General features: G+C 45.1%; 8 protein-coding genes. 5 read left to right on the top strand and 3 right to left on the bottom strand.

What is annotated here, in order from left to right:
* Position 1: 1 nt before the first annotated feature.
* The 3 genes from N477_RS23730 to N477_RS23720 all read right to left on the bottom strand — a co-directional run bounded on the left by N477_RS23730 (position 2) and on the right by N477_RS23720 (position 3,602).
* On the bottom strand, positions 2-1,597 hold the full coding sequence (locus N477_RS23730) for an MBL fold metallo-hydrolase (RefSeq protein WP_063363774.1): 1,596 nt from the start codon (positions 1,595-1,597) through the stop codon (positions 2-4).
* A gap of 27 nt (positions 1,598-1,624) precedes the next feature.
* The gene (locus tag N477_RS23725; protein WP_063363773.1) at positions 1,625-2,641 is read right to left on the bottom strand and encodes a TauD/TfdA family dioxygenase; all 1,017 of its coding nucleotides are present in this window, start codon (positions 2,639-2,641) and stop codon (positions 1,625-1,627) included.
* Between the two features lie 220 nt (positions 2,642-2,861).
* A complete protein-coding gene (locus tag N477_RS23720) occupies positions 2,862-3,602 on the bottom strand; it encodes a thioesterase II family protein (RefSeq protein ID WP_063363780.1) in 741 nt (246 codons plus the stop codon).
* A 405-nt stretch (positions 3,603-4,007) separates the two neighbouring features.
* On the opposite strand from N477_RS23720, the gene N477_RS23715 reads away from it, so the two are divergent.
* The 5 genes from N477_RS23715 to N477_RS23695 all read left to right on the top strand — a co-directional run.
* The gene (locus N477_RS23715; RefSeq protein WP_196760687.1) at positions 4,008-5,261 is read left to right on the top strand and encodes an efflux RND transporter periplasmic adaptor subunit; all 1,254 of its coding nucleotides are present in this window, start codon (positions 4,008-4,010) and stop codon (positions 5,259-5,261) included.
* Between the two features lie 212 nt (positions 5,262-5,473).
* Positions 5,474-7,462, top strand: coding sequence for a spermidine synthase (locus N477_RS23710; protein WP_155732015.1), 1,989 nt, complete (start codon positions 5,474-5,476; stop codon positions 7,460-7,462).
* Positions 7,463-7,875: 413 nt separating this feature from the next.
* A complete protein-coding gene (locus N477_RS23705) occupies positions 7,876-10,275 on the top strand; it encodes a penicillin acylase family protein (RefSeq protein WP_063363770.1) in 2,400 nt (799 codons plus the stop codon).
* Positions 10,272-11,978 (top strand): cyclic peptide export ABC transporter, encoded by a 1,707-nt coding sequence (locus N477_RS23700; protein WP_063363769.1) that lies wholly within the window; start codon positions 10,272-10,274, stop codon positions 11,976-11,978. The genes N477_RS23705 and N477_RS23700 overlap by 4 nt, the downstream gene beginning before the upstream one ends.
* A gap of 159 nt (positions 11,979-12,137) precedes the next feature.
* Positions 12,138-20,997 (top strand): non-ribosomal peptide synthetase (locus N477_RS23695; protein WP_155732014.1); only part of this gene is annotated, 8,860 nt, incomplete at its 3' end.

Genomic DNA, 20,997 nt, shown 5'->3' with positions numbered 1-20,997 from the left:
ATTAGCTCAATATGATGTGCTGCTTACCGCATAACCGCTCTACAGGTACACCTCTTGAATTGAAGTATTCTACCATTTTACCTGATTCAATAAGTTGTTTTGAGTCATCGCTGTAATCCAGTCCCATAAAGTAGTTATACCATTCTTCTAGGCCTAGCGCATAAATCCAGATATTTTGGGGCTTAAGTATTTCAGCAATTTGAATGCCTTTTTCAAAGTCACAACCGTCTAATCTACGTGACTCTTTAATGTTGATCGCCACTTTTTCTGTGAAGAGTGCACCGTATAGCCAGGTGAAGGGGGCACCAACGCACTCCATGCCAATTGCCATAAGATCCAGATCACCAAAAAGTGCATTAACCTGTTCAAAAACTCTAGGCTCTAGATTTGAAGAATCGGCACCTGCGTAGATTTTTTTCCCGAGCAATTCAAAATACCAGCCTGTTTTACTGCGGATGTTGAGGTCGCCATGTTCACCCAAAAAAGGGATCCCGACGATTTTCCCACCCTGAACTGGGATTTGTTCCATGTCATCAATTTCACGTACGTTGAAATTGAGCTGACTAAACATGAGTTTCAGCGATGGGTCGACCAAGCTGCCCCCGTTGTTTTTGGGTACAACAATGGTGTCGGTTTTATATCTAAGTTGTAGCAATGACTCTATGTTGACATGATCAGCATGATTGTGAGTGAGACATATATAATCAATTTTTTCAGGTAAATGTTCAAAGCCAAGCGCCTCATTGCGATTTTCATCGGTAATATTTGCAATGACGGGATCGACCAGAATCGTTGTTTCTCCCGTGGTGATCAGCAGCCCAGCATGGCCAATGTAGGTCACAGCTACTTGTTTTTTTTGTACATTCGTTTTGGTGGGGACTTCAGTGGTAAAGAGTTCATAAGGGCTGAGACCACCCTGACAGAGCTTAGAAGCGAACAAAGCATCAATCTCAGCTTTTGTAATTGGATACTCGCGGCAGCGGAACAGGTCGTCCCAAAATTGACTGGCAAATGGCTCCTGGATATGCAAGTTATTGTTTTCGGGAAATCTGGGCGTACTCAATACGAATGGGCGAGCACTGTTTCCATCTAATATGCCCAAAGAAACGGATTGTAATTGGGTATTGTAATAATGGCTGTTGTAAACTAGACCTTCAATGATGCGGAAGCTAGCATTATGGTTAGTATCCATGACTAACTCAACATACCCTTTTAACAAATCAGGCACTTGTTCATAAAGGGGATCTAAAGATTCGCCACTGACGTGTGCTTTTAACAATGCATTGAGATCTTTAATCGCTTGCGCCAATTTGCCATAAATAGCATCTTCGGTTTCAAACTTTTTCAGTAATGCCGCAACTTCTTCAACTTGCTCCGCGGTACAATTGATAAACTCGCCACCACCGGCAATAGTCTTATCTTGATTCGCGAGTATATGTAGCTCGTAGTTATCTATAAATGACTTCATCAGGCGGATATGCGTTTTGCTCATGTACAGCGAGTACGGCAAGGGGGAGAGCAAATTTGGCCACGCATACCAATTATTGATAAGCGGATCTATGTAAACGTTTTCTCTGAGATAGTATTTATCTGACATGGTAAGTCCTCTTTGTTATTCTTTTAATCACTTGTTTATGAAACTTGTGGTACTGACGTGTGCGAGTTCGCAAGGTTCGGACATCCCGGTTAACACTAGACGTTCTCCTTGATAAGACTCCCGGCCATGTGCGACCAGCATGTTGTCGACCATTAATACATCGCCTTGCTGCCATCTGAATGTCACTTTTTCAGCGTTGTAGGCGTCAATCAGGGCTGTGATCACCTCAGACTCTATTGGCGTGCCGTCACCATAAAATGTATGGTTCGGTAGCTCCTCGTCGCTGTATGAACTGCAAAGAAATGCTTGGATCTCAGGAGAGAGCGTCGCCACATTGAAAAAAGTGCAGTGATTAAACCAGCATGGTTCATTCGTTTGAGGATGATTGGACACCATCGGGCGCACCTGTCGCGTGGTTAGAGTTATATCGTCGCTGCCCCACTCGAAGTCAATTTTGTTGTCTTTACAGTAACTCTCAACATCTGATTGGACTTGGGTTTGAAAACATTCCTGCCAGCTTAGGTACATGTATTCCATAAAGTTACGCTGATAGAGGTAATTTTTGTCGATAAACTTTTGGCGAATGTGTGGCGGGATACGATTGAATATTTTGCGTGTATCAGCAAGCGGAGTGCATCCCCCTTCGCTGGGTTCAACATGGCAGTTAAAGTAGATATTGAGTGGAAAGGTAAGATTAAAAGACTGCTCTGTATGCAAGAAAATTTCACTTTCTTTAGGTTGTGAGGTTGAAGTATAAATGTTGCCTGACACGGTATCTCTTGGTGATGAGCGTTCTGTATAGGCTAGAGCTGTGTCGCTTGTTGACTCAATAACATCCGCAAATTGCTGAGCTGAATTGATATTAAAACCTCGGAACAACACCGCACCATATTGGCATTTTAAGGCATTGATGTAGGCTTTGTTGTCCTTTGCAAATCTAATTAAGTCTAACGTGCTTTCTCTGGCAGTCAGGACAATGGGCAGCTGTTGTTCCGGAGAGATAAAACTTTCAATTACGGCATTGCTTGTTGGGTGTGCTTTCATATTGTTATCCATGTTTACAACGTCTTGTGAGTTTCGCGAATTTAGTTTTATATGATTTAGGATGCTGGTATTCGGTACCAACAACTTATCTTTTGCTTAAAGCTTGGTTGATTGCTGTTCAGTAAATAGTGGTTCTTATTATCATCTCTAAGATGTCCTTGGGTATTCCGCCGATTTATCGTATGTTTATCTACTAACTCACGCGTGAGATCACGCTGAGTTATATCACGCCAGTGCTTTGTAGCTTCTGGTTGATCATCAGTACGGTTTGCTCAGAATGCGAATGGATGAAGAAATGATCGCCTTCACACAAAACTATCTCACTGTGAACTGCAAACTCACGCCATGAGTCCAGCTGAGCTGTACTGATAGTATCTTGTTTACCTGAAAGTATGGTCATGTGTTCTGCAACAAGGGTGCTCTTGTCGCATTTATGCTGTTCTGCGAGGCGAAAATCGCTTCTCAGTGTCGGCAGAAACAGTTCAAGTAGTTCCATGTTATTAAGTACTTCAGGTGGTGTACCATTGAGCTCTTTTAACACTTGGATAAATTGTTCATCATTCAGGCTGGTACAGCTTTTGTCTAGACATGGGTGTTTAGGCCCAGGGCTGCCAGACGCAAAAAAGTGCAGGGGTTTGCGATAACCTGAGTTGATCGCTCGGCATACCACCTCAAGCGCTACTCTGCTACCTAAACTATGGCCAAATACCACGTAATTACTATCCAAATCTGAGCTTAATTCATGCATCAGCGCGTCAACCAACTGCGTCATGTTAGCGATTGGCTCAAGTTCAAAGTTAGAACCTCGCCCAGGAGGCTGAACAATGCACAGTTCTATATCTTGGTGCAGTAATTGCTGCCAAGGGACAAATACATGCGTACCTCCGCCTGCATAGGGAAAACATATCAGCTTAACTTTGGCAGCGGGTTTTTCTGCGGGTCTTATAATCCATTTATTCATTTTTTTAATCAACTTATAGACATGATGTCTTGATAATAATAAATTGAGGCAGTGTCTGGCGTTCACAATGAACTGTCTGGTCAATATAAAAAAAATATCGCGAGGATTCAACTCTTACAATAAGAAATTCAATAGTTGCTGCTTTTAGTGAGTACAAGCTAAATAAAAGAGTGACTGATAGTTTGTCGCAGCAGGGTCGACTTGCTGCAACCAGATTGCTGTGTTACTTTTAATCGTCCTAGCAATGTTAGAATAAATATCTACTGTAAGTTTATGAGTCTGTTTATCAAACTGATTGGTATTGATATTGGGCTATGGCAGTAAAAATGAGCGATATTATTGCCTTTGCAAAGCAACGTTTAGGGCAAAAGACACGGTTAAGTATGAATGCGTAGTGAGGTTTACATGGAACTGAATATTAAGGACAGCATTGAGAGAAACAAACGCCCCTCATCCGGGCTTCTGATGAAGCGTTTGTTGATATGTGCGGTGATATTTTTACCACTGTTTGGCTATATATTCTTTCCAACTGTACCAGTTATTAAGAAAGAAGAATTGAGGATTTCCAGCGTAAAGCAAGGAGAGTTGAAAATTGAGGTGTCAGGTTATGGCAAATTGCGTTCTCGAGACCAGCGTGTGATTAGCAGCGATGATAAAGCGATTGTTGAGAAAGTGTATTTTTATCCGGGGGATCGTGTTGAAGCCGATACAGTGATAGTAGCAATGAGCAACCCTGAATTGGTCCGTAAGGTAGATCAGGCAAGCTTTGAACTGGCAAAACATAAAGCGAGCATGGAAGAAAAAAAGCTTCAGGATCAATACACGCTATTAGAGCAAGAGCAGACTATTCACAACTTGCGCAATCAAATTCAGCTGGAAAAGCTCAATCATGCTGCTCAGCTTGAGTTACATAAGAAAAACATCGTTTCGGATATCGATTTTGAGCGTACTACGTTAAAGCTGTCCGATCTTGAGAAGCAGCTCGAAACCAGCATTGGCCGTTTAGCGTTCTTAAAAAATCTTCATGCAAAACAAATTGAGTTACAACAAAAGATTGAAGATCAACTCCAGCTTAATTATGATACAGCAAAGCAAATGTTGGACAAAATGCAAGTGACCGCGGGTATTGCGGGTATTCTTCAAGAACTGACTGTGGATATCGGCAGCAGCGTATCTGCCGGTGAGAAAATAGCCTTGGTGGGTTCAGACAGCGACTTGGTCGTGAGGTTAAAGGTGCCTCAATTTAATGCAGACAAAATCAAATTAGGTATGCCTGGTCGTATTCAGACTCTGGCGGGCAAGGTAGATACAGTGGTAAAGCGGATAGATCCGACGGTCGTTGATGGCAAGGTGAACATCGAAATGGCCTTGGTCGGTCAGCATGTACCAGGGCTAAGGCCTGAGCTTACGGTTGATGGTAGTATTGAAATTGATACTATTAAAAATGCTCTGTACATTGAGTTACCTGAAAGTGTTCGAGCAAACTCGGAACAAAGTTTACTCAAAGTGCTCAACGACACCGGACAGTGGCAAAAGCTCCGTTTTGGCATGCAATCAGACAGCCTTATAGAGATAAAAGGCGGTGCAGCTGTTGGAGATCGGTTTGTATTATCTTCCTTAGCTAATTATAGTGATTCGGGAAGTCTGAAGTTAGAATAAATAAACGCTGAGATAATAAGACGCATCTAAATTGATACTAGCATGCGTTTTATTAACTGAGGTGTCTGGATTATGGGCTGGAATATGCAGTGTTAAAGCATGCTATCTATAGTATTATAAATAAAATTTAACAATCAAAAGTTTAATAGATGAAGTACTTTTTTATAACAACAATATTTTTAAGCTCATTTTTGCTATTTGGGATCCAGCCCATGGTAGCAAAAATTATATTGCCGTATTTCGGTGGGGGCAGCGCGGTGTGGACTGCTTGTATGCTTTTTTATCAGAGCTTATTGTTGGTTGGTTATCTCTATTCATTTTGCATTAGTAAGCTGAAGTCTGTCTATCAGCAGCTTGCAGTACACGGTTTGTTGTTGGTTGTCGGAATGGTATTGATGCCGTTGAGTCTGGAGTCAATTGCGACGACAGAAATTTCAACGCAGCCATTTGTTGATATCTTTACTTTATTGTTACTTGGGATAGGTGCGCCGTACTTTGTGCTGTCGGCTACGGCACCACTGCTTCAGTATTGGCTAAGTCACTCGGTCAAAAGCGCTCAAGCCTATCGGTTGTATTCAGTTTCAAACATTGCTGCCATGATGGCACTGTTTTGTTATCCATTGATCATCGAATATAACCTAACGCTATCCATGCAAGCTTGGATGTGGTCAGGTTTGTATATCGCGTTTTCTTTGTTTAACTTATCCTGTCTTTATCAGGTCTATCGCAATATGGACAAAACTGCCGCTCGGCCGGTTCAGCCTGAGCAATCTAAGCTGGCATCTGGGGCAAATGTGATCAGGTGTGTTAAGTGGTTTCTACTCTCGGCGACGGGGGTGATTCTACTTATATCTACAACTAATAATTTGACGCTCAATGTTCCGCCGATCCCTTTCCTATGGACTTTACCACTGGCGTTATATTTACTGACATATATATTGTGTTTTTTCGATGAGAGAGTGTATCTTAAGTGGTACTGGAACCTGATGTTCACAGTGGTTTCTCTGGTAGCACTGTTTTTGTTCTTCATTGGCTCGCAGTTTGCGATCACAGCACAAATATGTCTGTATCTAGTTGTATTGTTTGTGGCCTGTATCATTTGTCACGGTGAAATAGCCAAATCTAAGCCCGGCAATGAAGACATGACCTTGTTTTACCTAGTGTTGGCCGCTGGTGGATGTGCTGGTAGTGTATTTGCGTCCATTTTGGCTACTGAGCTGTTTACACAGTATTATGAGTATATTGTTGGTATATGTCTGGTCTTTGCGTTGTCTGTGGCGATGGAGTGGCAAAAACAGCAGGGTAAAGTAGAGCGTAAGTTGATCTACTTAAATGTTGCGGGTTGTCTAGTGTTTGTTAGTTTGTTTTACTTGATGCAAAGTCAGTTTAATAAATACAATATTTACGAATCTCGTAATTTTTTCGGTATTATACAAGTTAAGGATATTGTGAATATTGATAATCCACAGCGTAGGTTAATCGATGGTTATACTTCGCACGGGGCTCAAGCTTTGGATTATCAGGGTAAGCCAAGGCCATTAAGCTACTATCGTCCGGAAACTGGAATAGGTATTATGCTTAACCTGATGGCCGATAATGGTTCAGGTAATAAAGTTGGTATTATCGGTTTGGGCGTAGGTGCGTTGGCCTACTATGGGCAAGCAGATGACGAGTTTGTATTTTATGAGCTTAATCCGGATGTCGAGTATGTTGCTAACAGCTATTTTGATTACTTGACAAGCTCAGCCGCAACCATCACGGTGCATTCCGGTGATGCAAGGGTGAGCTTGGCCAATGAATACCAGGAAAATGGTACTCAGGGCTTTGATATGCTGATTGTGGATGCGTTTTCAAGTGACTCTATCCCGCAGCATTTATTAACCACAGAAGCGCTTACTTTGTATGAACAACACCTAGCAGCTAACGGAGTGCTGGCGTTCCATATTTCCAATAGTTATTTGGATCTGAGAGCGATTATGTCTGGTATCGAAATGCAAAGTGGCTTGCAATCGCGGTACTTTAAAACATCGGATTCCGCGACCGATGCAGATCAAGCTGAGTGGGTTATATTCACCAGTAATATGGATTATCTGGCTGCACCTCAAGTGAACAATAAGAGTGTGCCGCTTCAAGAAGTGAGTCAGAATGTGATCCAATGGAGCGATAGTCATTCTAGCCTTCTGTCGGTGATCAAACTTTAAGTTGTGCGCCATCACAGTAGGGTGGCGCTTGTTATAGAAATTTTTAAATCGGAGATTCGTGCAGTCTAGGCCTAATCTAGCCTGTGCGAATATCCAAGATCAATTTAACTAAATACTTGTTCAATTTGAGGTGGCAAATAGGCCGCAAACAAGGCGATAACTCTGTGCCTCAATTGGAAGACGTAATTAAATAAATTGGAATAAACCAGGCCTGGCGCAAGTCTGAGCTGGCCTTAAATGTAGTAGTAGGTATACGCCGGTTGTATCTGACTTGTGTTCAACAAATAAGTTTAACAAGTCGCATATAATGCCGTTATGCCAGCGCCACAACAATACCTAGTAGCCTTGCCCTAGCAATAATTGGGGTGAAATACAGGTGAAGTTTGGGAGAGTTATTTTTCTCAGGAGAATTTATGGGATCTGTTTTAAAAAGGTTTGTGCTTTTGCTGCTGATTATACTGGGCATTGTACTGACTTATATTTTCACTACGTTTAAGTTTGATAACGGCAAAGAAGTTGAGCTCAATTTATCAGACCCGCACGGCAGTTTAGTGTCTCTGTCTTTAGGCAATAATATGGTAACGGCTATTGAGGGCGAAACAGATTTAGCCGCATTTTTTGGTGTGGGCTATGCACATGCCAGAGATCGTCTCTGGCAATTAGAAGTACAGCGCCGTTTTGCAAAAGGCGCGCTAAGTGCTGTATTTGGTGCAGACACGGTCACAATTGATGCGCAGATGCGGGCTTTAGGTTTATATAGCGCAGCAGAAAAGGCACTACAGTCCTTATCGCCGCAAGCGCAAAGCTCACTCAAAGCATACGCTGAGGGGATCAACTATTACCTTAAGGAGCACGCTCAGTTACCACCGGAGTTTGTATTGCTAGATGTGACCCCCGAGCCTTGGCAGCCTCTGGATACATTAGCAATGACCAAACTTCTGGCCTATGACTTATCAGATAGCATGTGGCAGGACTTAACGCGTTTTAGTTCGTTGCAGGTACTTGATGAGCAAGCGCAACTTGGACTGTTTTATTCACACTGTGAGGATGTTTATCAGACCCAAACAACCCCGCTTGCCGGGCCAGAACAAATAAATTTACTATCATTGACCAACCTGCACACGACCTTAGAACAGCAACGATTAAAGGGTGGTCAATATGTAGGGAGTAACGCTTGGGCGGTGGCCGCAAAGCATACTGAATCAGGTCACGCAATTGTTTCCGGCGATCCTCATTTAGGGCTAAAAGCGCCTTCTCCTTGGTATGCTGTATCTGTTCAGGGCGACAAGATTGATGCCGCCGGCATGAGTCTGGTTGGTATTCCTGTTGTGATTTTTGGACAAAACAAACAACTGGCGTGGAGTGCCACAAATATGATGGCGGATACCCAAGATCTGCAGTTAGAGCGAGTCAACCCTCAGGATAGAAGCCAATATTGGTATCAAGGGCAGTGGCAGGAGTTTAGCTACAGAACCGAGTACATCGAAGTACGAGCGCAATTTCCACAGGCACTTCGGCCGGTATCACCAGCACGTAAAATTACCATCAGAGAAACGCTTAACGGGCCGGTGATCAATGATGTGTTTGGCATATCAGACACACCCATGTCATTGCGATGGACGGCGTTATTAGATCGTGATACCAGCTATGATGCATTCTACCAATTAAACTATGCACAGAACTGGCAAGATTTTCGCGGTGCATTGGGCTTGCTCACTGCGCCTGCGCTCAATTTTCTTTATGGCGATGTAAATGGGCAGATTGGCTATCAGGCTGCGGGCTTACTACCTAGAAAAACTACCCCAATGGGTCTGCACCCGGTAGCGGGTGATGGTGTAATGGCATCATGGCAAAATTTTATCCCATACACTGAGATGCCCAGCATTTTTAACCCCGACAGTGGTATTTTGGTATCTGCCAATAACAGGATCACCAGCTCAGATTACCCTTATTATATTTCTTGTGATTGGGCTCCCGATTTCAGAAAGGACAGGATCACCCAGCTCTTGGAAGAAAAAATTAACCAGGGCACCAAGCTCACGGTCGAGGATATGCAGGTTATTCAGGCTGATGAATTCAGTACCGATGCCCTAGCACTACAAACGTACCTGAGTCAGGTTGAGGCGCAGAGTGAGGAACAACGTCAGGCAATTGCATTGATCGCTTCTTGGGATGGTCAAATGTCCGCGCATAGCAACGCCGCGGCGGTGTTCTTTGTCTGGGCCAGGCATATAAGAAATGGTTTATTTGGCGATGATTTTCAGTTGTCATATCGACTAGATGGCATGGCCGATCAACAATGGTTGAGCAATCTATACCGTAATACTAGCTACACACAAGTCGCCACCGCATTAACTGAACAAGCAGAGCTTTGGTGTACTGGGCAGTGCACAGAGGTCGTCCTTGACGCATTGGATAAAGCCATTGCAGAGTTGAGTAAACAGCTGGGTAACGATATGAATAGCTGGTTGTGGGGCGATATACATCAAACCGTATATTTTCATGACCCGTTTAGTCAAGTTGATTTGTTAAAGCCGCTGTTTGAAATTAGAAATAATACAGGGGGAGGGCCAAATACTATTAAAGTGTCTGCTCCCAATTATGTAGACTCTGTTGGCTATGAACGACGCTTTGGCGTCAGCCACAGACAAATTATGGTGGTAGATGGCACTTATCAACAACACGTGTTTAGTAACTCCACCAGTCAAACGGGAAACCCCTTGAGTTTAAGTTATTCAGCGGGATCAGATGAAATGAATGGCGAGCAATATCAGCCGATTAGCAACCCGTCTAACACGAGGAACGTTCAGTGAGCATTTTTAGCTTTTTTGCCAGCAAGTCCCCCAATAAAGTGTTTATCTCTATTTTACTTGGTATTTTTGCGGGTGTGATTTACTCGCTGCTAATTCCAATCGTATTGGATACAATTAATACTCCGGTGATTGCTAAGGGGAACGAAGGCACAAACATTGACATGGTTATGGGTTTCGAGTTTAAGGACTTAAAGGTAGCGATGTTGTTCCTTGTTACCTGCCTGACTATTATCGTAACTAGAACTATATCGCAAATTATTCTGACTAATATCACCATTGATCTGACATCTGACTTTCGTATTGAACTGTATAAAAAGGTCCTACTCACTTCAGTGTCCGCACTAGAGGAAATTGGTCACCCGAAGTTGGTCAATGCCATCACCATTGATGTTAACCGTATCGTGCAGGGCGCGCGTGGAATGCCTGAGTTGCTGATAAACGGAGTAACTGTACTGAGCTTATTGCTTTTTTTGATGTATCTGGATTGGGGGATCTTTAAATTTGTTATCTATGCAATGATTTTTGGTCTGGTGACACATTACATTCCCATGATCCTAGGCCAGAAGTATTTTGTCTCTGCGCGTCTTAAAACAGATAACATTCAGGACGCTTTCAGAGGTGCCGTGTATGGTGCCAAAGAGTTAAAAAATGACGAGGAAAAGAGTACTTACTTTCTCGAGAAAGTCCTAAAAAAATACGAAAGAGGCGTGATAAAGGACGAGAAAAAGGGCAGCTTCATATTGCGAGCAGCTATTAATTATGTAGACATGGTTAATTTTCTGGTTATCGGCTTGGTGTGCTTTGTGCTGATCAATTACCAGAGTGTCAGCACTCAACAGCTGGTGGCCATAGTGATGGTATTACTGTACATGACCGGACCTATTTCTACAGTTTTGAATATCGTGCCCAGCATTGTCCAAGCGAGAGTATCGTATGCTCGCCTAGAATCGATCAGGCATGACTTAAAGCCTGAGCCAATCAATCAGAGCTTAGTACCGGTCAAGCCATGGGATTGTATTAAATTTAATAATATTGAGTATGCATATGCCAACGTCGACGGGTTAAAGGGTTTTACCGTCGGGCCGCTAAACTTCGAAATACGTAAGTCGACAATTACCTTTATCGTGGGCAGCAACGGATCGGGAAAATCGACTTTAAGTAAGATGATCACGTTGCATAACTCGCCGACTGGCGGTGAGATTTACTTCGGGGATACACTGGTAGATGCGAATAATATAAAAAGCTTCCGGCAGGGGATTTCGTCTATTTATTCAAATTACTATTTGTTTGATCGGATCATCGCCAATGACTACTCCAAATATGAACAGCAAATTGAATACTATCTGAAGCTACTGAAACTCGACGGCAAGGTGTTCATGAACGAGGGGGTCTTTTCGACTACCACCTCTCTTTCTGATGGACAAAAACGTAGGTTGGCATTGCTGGTTGCGTTTATTGAGGACAAAGAGCTGTATTTGTTCGACGAATGGGCGGCCGATCAGGATCCCGTTTTTAAAGAGTTCTTTTACTTTAACTTGTTACCCGAGCTCAAGAAGAAAGGAAAAGCAGTTGTTGTGATCAGTCACGACGACAGATACTTCTCCGTTGCAGATAATTTGTTGGTACTGGAAGAAGGTAAAGTGCTCAAACAAGCACAGGCCCAACCCAAGGTACATGAGCCGCAAAACGCACTGATCGATTAGTCGATTAGATGCAGTGAAAAATGAATCGGTCAGCCAGAATACAGCCAAGTGCTGACGGAAAATGGTGAAATACCCTTTGTGCTCATCGCTGGATAAAGATGCAAAGCGACGCGATGTGGATTCAAAAAAATAATAAACAGGATTTGATAGGGGAAAAATATGTGGAATGACAGTCGTAACTCTGGCCTTTCTTTAGCACAAGAAGCAATATACTTTGACCAGTTACGTCAGGGAGACAGTCCGCTTTACAATATAGGTGGTTACATTGTTTGTCATGACATTGATGTGCAGCGTCTACGTCAGGCACATCAAGATGTGATCGAGCACAATGAAATGTTTTCTGTGAGCTTTGAGCAGCAGGATGGCAAACTTGTGCAAAAATTCCAGAATACACCGGTCATAGATTTGCCGCTTGTGGACTTTTCTTCTTCGGCCTCCCCTGAACTTGAAGCGCAACAATGGCTGCAAACACAATTTCACCAGCCAATTTCATTGCAGGGTAAGGTTTTGTTTAAAGCTTGGCTAGTTAAACTGTCAGCGCGGCAGTATTGGTATGTTGGGCTTGCGCATCATATGATCATTGACGGCTGGGGGTTTTCTAGCTGGGCGTTGCAACTATCTAAGTGCTATGCAGGTGAAAGCGCGACTATTGAGCCACTACAGGTAAGCTATGTAAACAGTGAACTGGCCTATCGAGAAAGTCCTAAATATGAAAAAGACAAAGCGTATTGGCAAAGTCAGTTGAAGGCGCTGCCCGCTCCGTTTTTATATCCGCGTTACAACTTAGATGAAGTGGCGGAGCAGGGGACCAGCAAGCGGCTGGTTGCCTCACTGGATAAGACGGTTGTTGAGGTAATGACAGATGTTGCTCGGCGACTTGATACTGGTTTACCGCAGTTGTTTTTGGCAGTACTTTCGCATCTTATTGGTCGCTTGTATGGACAAAACAGTCTAGCTATCGGGATTCCTCTTCATAACCGTTCAGGGGCTGCACAGAAAAAAGCTGTGGGCGTTTTCACGAATATCAGCGTACAACACATAACCCTAGATGAAGATGCCAATCTGTCGGATTTACTCACACAGATAGCACAGCAACAAAGAAGCATGTTGCGGCATAAGAAGTTGCCCGTTGCGCATGTGGCTGCGGAAATGGGGCACACTGATGCGTTGTATGATATTGTATTTAACTATCTGAAACTCGACTATAGTGAGCTGACTTTCGATAATCGCCCGGCCAGCATATTCTATCAAAGCCATGATCATGAGGTATTGCCGCTGAGTGTAAATGTCTGGGATGGTAATCGTGACGACATTGAAATTCAGTTTGACTATCACCGTGGGTATTTTTCTGCGGCCGAAATCATGGCGTTGTCTGAGCGTTTGTTACAGTTATGTACTCAATTACAGGATCTCCTCGATAAATCATTACATGTCTGGCCATTGATGCTGGATGGGGAAGTCACTGAGTTGCAGGCTGAGGTAAGCGCACAGTGTGTTGATTATGACAACACACTGTGTATTCACGAGCTGTTTGAACGGCGGGTGGTGCAATCACCGGATAGCGTTGCACTGCGCTGGAATGAACAGACATTCAGCTATGCACAGTTGAACCATCGAGCCAACCAGTTAGCACATTACTTATCAGAGTATTTGGTAAAGCAACGCTCTGGTTGTGCAGAGCCTCTGATTGGGGTGTATTTTGAGCGCTCAGCAGACATGGTGGTCTCGATTTTGGCTATCCTGAAAGCTGGCGCTGCTTACCTACCTTTAGACCCCAATTATCCTTCACAGCGCCTTTCCGATATACTGCAAGACGCAAGACCGCTCATCGTTTTAACCTCTAGCGGGTTGCAAGAGACGCAGCCGCTTAGTGCTGAGTGTGTTACTATAGACAGTCTGTCTTTGTCTGGTTATTGCAAAGAGAATGTAGCGTGTCGACAAGCTGGTGTGACAGCCCAGGATCTAGCGTATGTTATGTATACTTCTGGATCGACTGGTCGACCTAAAGGCGTGATGGTTGAGCATCAAAACTTAGTCAACTATCAGCTCAATGTGGCCAGCCGATACCGTATTACAGCACAAGATCGCGTGCTGCAATTTTCCAGCATGAGTTTTGATATCTTTGTCGAAGAGTTATTTGGTGCGCTGTGCCATGGCGCAAGTTTGGTACTGCGCAATGATGCTTGCATGAGTGGTGCTGAACATTTCTGGGCATTTTGTAATGAGTATCAAATTACGGTAGTGAGCCTGCCAACTGCTTTTTGGACACAAATCAATGAACAGAGCGATCAGCCAGAGCTGCCTTGGTTGCGTTGTATAATCGTTGGCGGGGAAGCTTTGTCCGCGACTGCCGTGACACGATTTTTTACTCAACAGCCAAAGATTGAGCTGATCAATAGTTATGGGCCGACCGAGGCCACTGTTACCGCAAGCGGGGTTTCATTGCAGCCTAATGCACCACTCACCATTGGCGGAGCAAACCCAAACACGGCTTTGTGGGTGCTTGATGAACAGCATCGCCCTGTACCGAATGGTGTAGTGGGTGAGTTGTATATTGGTGGCGACGGCGTCTCCCGAGGTTATTTGAATAACCCTGAGGCAACCGCTGCCAGCTTTTTGACTGTATCTAATCTGACAACGAATGCAACGCAAAATACACGTCTGTACAAAACTGGTGACTTAGTGAGACGTCTAGAAAATGGCCAGCTTGAGTTTATTGGTCGTGTTGACGAGCAGGTAAAAATTCAGGGTTATCGAGTTGAGCCCGCAGAGATAAGCTATCAGCTTAATTTGTTGGCGGAAGTTGAGTCCAGTCTCGTGGTCGCAAATTCCACTAAGCAAGGTGGTGTTGAGCTGCTAGCCTATGTTAAACCGCATCTCACGAGTGAGACGCCGACTTTAGATCTGATAGCTTTACGTACGCAACTGCAAGGCGTATTACCTCATTACTTGATCCCAGCTGAATTTATAGAAGTGGAACAGTGGCCATTGAACGAAAATGGTAAGATAGACAAGGTCAAGCTCAAACAATACAAAGCTAAGACTAATATAGTTGCGTTTCAGGCACCGCGCAGCGCGCTTGAAATTGAGGTGGTCAATATTCTTGGCAGAATATTGTCAAAACCTGCTGAGAGCATTAGTCTGCAGGATAATTTCTTTGCGCTGGGTGGACAGTCGTTATTGGCAATTGAGCTTGCTAATCAAATCCGCCAACAGCTCAAGATTGAGCTTCCAGTGAGAGATATCTTTGCCAGTGAAAATCTACTCGCGCTAACAAAGGCCATTGCCCAATACAGTGATGCAGTTTCCGAACTGCATATTCAGCCTCAGCCAAAGCGTGGTCTGGCACTGGAGTTATCGTCATCGGAGCGACGTCTGTGGTTGCTTGACAGATTGCAGGATAGCTCGTCTGAGTACAATATGTGTGCTGCGTTCAGCATTGACTCATCGATCCGCCTAGACGTGCTGGAGCAAGTATTTGAGGCGATCATCGAGCGTCACGAGCCATTACGCAGTGTTTACTTTGAGATTAAATCAGAAGTGAAGCGTATTGTTAAACGTGATTGGCAGTTTGACATCCAATACGATGAGATAGCTTACAATAATGAGCATGAACGCAAGCAAAAGCTGCAAGCCTTACTCGCGGAAGAAGAAAACCATGTCTTTAACCTGCAATCTGATCTACTACTGCGAGTGCGCTATGTAAAAACCCAAAGTGCCTCAGATCCGGCTATCTTACTGTGCAATCTACACCACATCGCTGCGGATGGTATCTCGATGCAGGTGATGCAGAATGAATTTCAGCAGCTGTATCATGCCTTTGCACAGGGACTACCGAGCCCGCTTGCACCTCTACCCATTCAGTATTCTGATTATGCTGTGTGGCAGAGGGAGCGGCTGGCGAGTGGGGCTTTGGATAAGCATATTGCGTATTGGGAAACTAAGTTAGCAGCCGTGCCGGACTTGCATGCGTTACCACTTGATTACAGCAGGCCAGAGGTTGCAGAACATCGAGGCAAGGTATTAAGTTTCCAGCTGTCTAGGCAGCAAACCCAGCAGCTCACCGCGCTTGCAAATCGTTATCAGCTGACTCCATTTATGCTGGCGCATGGTATGTTGGCACTAGTGCTGTCACGTCATAGCAATAGTCATGATATTGTGATGGGCGCCCCTCAGGTCAATCGCCCAATGGCAGAACTGGAGCACTTAGTCGGGTTTTTCGTCAATACCGGTGTACTCAGACTTAATACAGCAGTGACAACATTAGGCGCTTTTTTTAATGAAGTGCGTGAAACTCACTTTGCCGCGCAGGAACATCAAGGCGTGCCGTTTGACTATTTGGTGGAAAAACTTCAGGTATCCAGAAGTCAATCGCATGCGCCATTAGTACAGATCATGCTGAACCCAGACGGCTTGTCTAAGTTCAGTTTAGATGGCAGTGATCTGTTCAAACCGCTTGACATAGAGCCGACTAAAGCCAAATTTGATTTAACGATAGATATAGATTTTGCTGATACCGGGTTTGACTGCCGTTGGTTGTATGACCAAGCCCTATTTGCTGAACAATCGATTGTGCAGCTGATGTCTCATTGTGAGCGTTTACTGTGTTCGCTGCTTTCCTTGAGTGAGCAATACGACTCACTAGAAGAGGTTGCTCTGACTGAGTTACAAATGTTCTCGTCATATGAGCATGAAATGCTGCTGGATCGCCAGCAAAGCACTCAGTCAGAGACCCCACTAGAGCAGGACTACACACTTCACCAGTTGTTTGAATCTGTGGTGCATACACACCCAGAACGGGTTGCTGTGTCAATGGGCGAGGAATCGCTGAGCTATCTTGAATTGAATCAGGCAGCCGATCGGCTGGCCGGATATATAGTGGCAACTGAATCACTTAGTGCCGGTTCGCTGATCGGCATATGTATGGACAGATCGCCAGCTATGTTCAGCGCCATCTTGGCCGTGTTGAAAGCTGGTGCAGGCTATTTGCCGCTCGACCCAGACTATCCCAAAGAGCGCTTACAATATATGATCTCAGACGCCCAGCCTCAGCTCATACTCAGTGATCAAGCCACCATCTCAGCATTGGATTTGCCGGGTAAAGTAATTGATATTGAAGCGCTTAACCTGAGCTCTGAATACAACCTCAGTACACGGCAACAGAGTCCGCTCGAAGCCGCTAAGCAACTGGCTTATGTGATCTATACTTCAGGCTCTACCGGTCGTCCGAAGGGCGTCATGGTTGCGCATAAGGGGGTAGTCAATATTGCGCTCAACCAGCAGCAACAACTTGCATTAACACCTGCCAGCAAGGTATTGCAATTTGCTTCTGCGAGCTTTGACGCCTCAGTCTGGGACTGGGTTATGGCGTTAACCTGCGGTGCTGAGCTGGTGATCTGTCCTGCTGAAGCACGATACGATGTAGCCAATCTGCAGGCCTTTCTGGCTGAGCAGGGTATTACGCATGTTACTTTGCCACCTTCGTTATTACGTCTGATGTCGCCACAGCAAGACCTAGCATTGGAAGCGATCGTGGTTGCGGGAGAAAGCGTTAATCAAGGGTGTGTGGATACTTGGGGTGGAGTATGTAAGTTATTTAATGGCTATGGGCCAAGCGAAACCTCCATTTGTGCAACCATGGGTCGGCTTCATCCTCAACAAAACGTACATATTGGCTCTGCGTTAAATGGAATGTCGGCTCTGGTATTGCAGGACGATTTGCAGCTCTTACCTTGTAATGTCACTGGTGAGCTCTACATTGGCGGTGTTGGTGTGGCGATGGGCTACCTCAATCAACCTGAACTGACTGCCGAGCGCTTTATTGCTAACCCGTATTATTCTGCACAGCACCCAAATAGTAGTCCCTTGTTGTACAAAACTGGGGACCTTGTTCGTCGCCTACCAGACGGTAAGCTGGAGTTTGTTGGTCGGACTGATTCGCAGATCCAGGTGCGCGGACACCGCGTTGAGCTCAGTGAAATTGAACAGGTGATAGCGGCGCAGCCTGGAGTAGCGGCAAGTCTAGTGATACAGGACAAAGCGACTGAGCAAAGCAGTAGGCTGATAGCTTATTATGAGCTGTCCGAAGAGGTTGAAGAGCAGGGGATGGAAGCGGCGTTTTTACCTGAGCTGCGCGCTAATCTACTGCGCATTTTACCTGAATACATGATGCCAGCTGTATTCATCCAAGTTTCAGAATGGCCACTTAATGCTAATGGTAAAATTGATAAGGCACAGCTTCCTCAGTCCCGTGGTGCAATGAAAACGAGTAACTATGTACCACCTGACAATGCGCTGGAACGTCAGTTAGTGGCTATCTGGTCTGAGCTGATGCAATTGGACTGTGACGAGATCAGTGTTACTGCGCACTTTTTTGAGCTCGGTGGCCATTCTCTGATGGCTGTGCAAATGGCAAAAATGATCGAACAGGAATTGTCAGTGAGTGTGGCGGTAAAGGAAATCTTCCAGTACGAGGATATTCGTCGTCTAGCGGCGCATATTGATTCGTTGGAGACGGTACAACGCGTGGCCATCAAGCCAGTTGAAGAAGCTTCGCGCTTTTTGCCAGTTTCATACTCCCAGCAGCGATTATGGGTGATTGATCAGTTACAGGGCGGCTCACCGGAATACAATATGTTTGCCGCGCTGCGGGTAGAAGCTGACTTTGACGCTGACGTGCTGGAACGCGCTATTACAGAAATTATTTCACGACATCAGGTTTTGAGAAGCAATTTTGTCGAGCATGCAGGAGAAACCAGGCAACTTGTCCAGCAATCATTTCAGTTTACCTTACAGCGTTATGACCTCTCTTCACTAAGTGAGCAGGGGCAGCAACAGGGCTTGCGTTCGCTGATCGATGAGCAGGCTAATTATGTTTTCAGGCTGGAATCGGATCTGATGATCAAGGCATGTTTCGTTGCAATGTCGGATCTCGAAAATGCGCCGGGCGTGGTGTTATTCAATATGCATCACATTGCCTCCGATGGCTGGTCAATGGAAGTATTTAAGCATGAGCTGGCGACTTTATATCAGGCTTTTAAAGCTGGCCAGGAAAACCCCTTGCCGGAGTTGGCCATTCAGTATTCAGATTATGCTCACTGGGAGAGAAGCTGGCGCGACGGTGATGCACTTGAAACTCAGTCAGCCTATTGGCGTAGCAAGCTTAGTGATGCGCCACTTTACCATGCATTACCATTAGATTTTACCCGACCTGTGGTGAAAGGACATGATGGAGGCTTAGTTTCAGGTCGTTTAGAGGGAAAGCTGGCCCGCGCCTTGCGAAAAGTCGAAAAACAGCTTCGATTAACTCGATTTATGCTGTTTCACAGTGTTCTGGCTATGGTGCTAGCACGCCATGCTAACAGCGATGAAATTCTCATCGGTACGCCTGTGGCCAACCGAGGACAATCAGAAACAGAAGAATTGATCGGGTACTTCGTGAACACTTTGGTATTGAGAGTTAACACAGTGCATCCGTCACTACACAGCTACTTTGAGCATGTTAAAGATACGCACCTGCAGGCACAGGACAATCAGCATGTGCCTTTTGAGCAGTTGGTAGAGCTGTTAGATGTCCCCAGAAGTAGCTCTTATAGTCCGGTTGTACAGATCATGTTGACCATAGACAATGAGTTTAGGCATGCGGGTAGCACAGATGACTGGGCACAAGCTGAGTTATTTGAAGTACTGCCGAATGATGTCCACCACACCAAATTTGATCTCGAGGTAGAGGTGGTCCAAGACGGAGAAGACTTAGTTACCAACTGGACTTTTGACACAGCGCTGTTTACTCCACAGCGAGTGACTCAATGGCAGCAACATTTCCTCACTGTATTGGAAACATTGGCTCGGCTTGCCGACAGCCATCAGCTGGATACCAGCTGCCACCCGAGTTGCTTAAACATGCTGAGTGATACGGAGTTAACAGCCAGTCGTGAGATGTTGTCAGGCCCATCTACCCCAATGGATAATCAGCTCACAATGCATGCATTGATTGAACAACAAGCGCGTTTGCATGGCGATAAAACGGCCATTATTTTTGCTGACGCTGAGCTTAGCTACGCGGAGCTGGATGCGCGGGCGGAGCAGCTTGCTTACTATCTAATAGCTGAACACCAAATCAAGGTACAGGATAAAGTGGCTATCTTGCTGGATCGTTCAGAATGGGTGGTTATTGCTATGCTAGCGGTGCTCAAAGCAGGCGCAACTTATGTGCCAATGGATCCAAATTACCCGAGTGAGCGACTTACACATATTTTAACTGATGCTGCACCTGTGTTGGTGTTAACTGAGCCTGTGCATACCCAGACTTTACCCGGAGGTCTTGCCTGGCAAGCACTTAGCGCTGTGGATCTGACGCTCTACGGTCCCCCTCATGTGAATACTACGATGCCGTTGGTCGATGCGGATGCAGTGGCCTATGTGATCTACACCTCAGGTTCGACTGGCAAGCCGAAAGGGGTGATGGTCAGTCATGGCTCATTGGTGCAGTCGACCCTAGCACGGCATCAGGTTTATCCTGATCTGAGTACCTTTATGCTGCTGTCTTCATTTGCCTTTGACAGTTCAGTTGCAGGTTTATACTCTGCGTTGAGCTGTGGTGCTCGGTTACTGATTTGCAGTGATGAAGCGCAGCAAAACCTAGACCATTTAGCGACAGTAATGGCTCGCTATACGGTCAGTCACTTTTTGGTCGTGCCAAGTTTTTATGCGGCAATGTTGGATCATCTGGGCAGCACGAGCTTGCCAAACTTATCAGCTGCCATAGTCGCTGGAGAAGAATGTTTACCTTCGCTGGTGGAGAAACATTATACGCGTTTTGCGCATTCAAACACGGCCTTGTTTAATGAATATGGCCCGACCGAAGCCACAGTGTGGGCAACAGTAGAGCGCTTGCAACCGGCGCAGCCTATCACCATAGGCCGCGCTATTGCTAACTGCCAGTTATATGTCCTGTCACCGGATGGTGGCCAGTTACCACTGGGCTGCGCGGGTGAGCTATACATCGGCGGGGACGGGC

The sequence above is a fragment of the Pseudoalteromonas luteoviolacea H33-S genome, from assembly GCF_001625695.1.
Taxonomy (GTDB): Bacteria; Pseudomonadota; Gammaproteobacteria; order Enterobacterales; family Alteromonadaceae; genus Pseudoalteromonas; species Pseudoalteromonas luteoviolacea_B.
This window is presented reverse-complemented; position numbering and strand designations above follow the sequence as displayed.

Excerpts from the sequence above, each read along its gene's own strand:
- N477_RS23725 (WP_063363773.1), bottom strand. The coding sequence starts at position 2,641 with ATGAAAGCACACCCAACAAGCAATGCCGTAATTGAAAGTTTTATCTCT.
- N477_RS23705 (WP_063363770.1), top strand. The coding sequence starts at position 7,876 with ATGGGATCTGTTTTAAAAAGGTTTGTGCTTTTGCTGCTGATTATACTG.
- N477_RS23720 (WP_063363780.1), bottom strand. The coding sequence starts at position 3,602 with ATGAATAAATGGATTATAAGACCCGCAGAAAAACCCGCTGCCAAAGTT.
- N477_RS23715 (WP_196760687.1), top strand. The coding sequence starts at position 4,008 with ATGGAACTGAATATTAAGGACAGCATTGAGAGAAACAAACGCCCCTCA.
- N477_RS23710 (WP_155732015.1), top strand. The coding sequence starts at position 5,474 with ATGGTAGCAAAAATTATATTGCCGTATTTCGGTGGGGGCAGCGCGGTG.
- N477_RS23730 (WP_063363774.1), bottom strand. The coding sequence starts at position 1,597 with ATGTCAGATAAATACTATCTCAGAGAAAACGTTTACATAGATCCGCTT.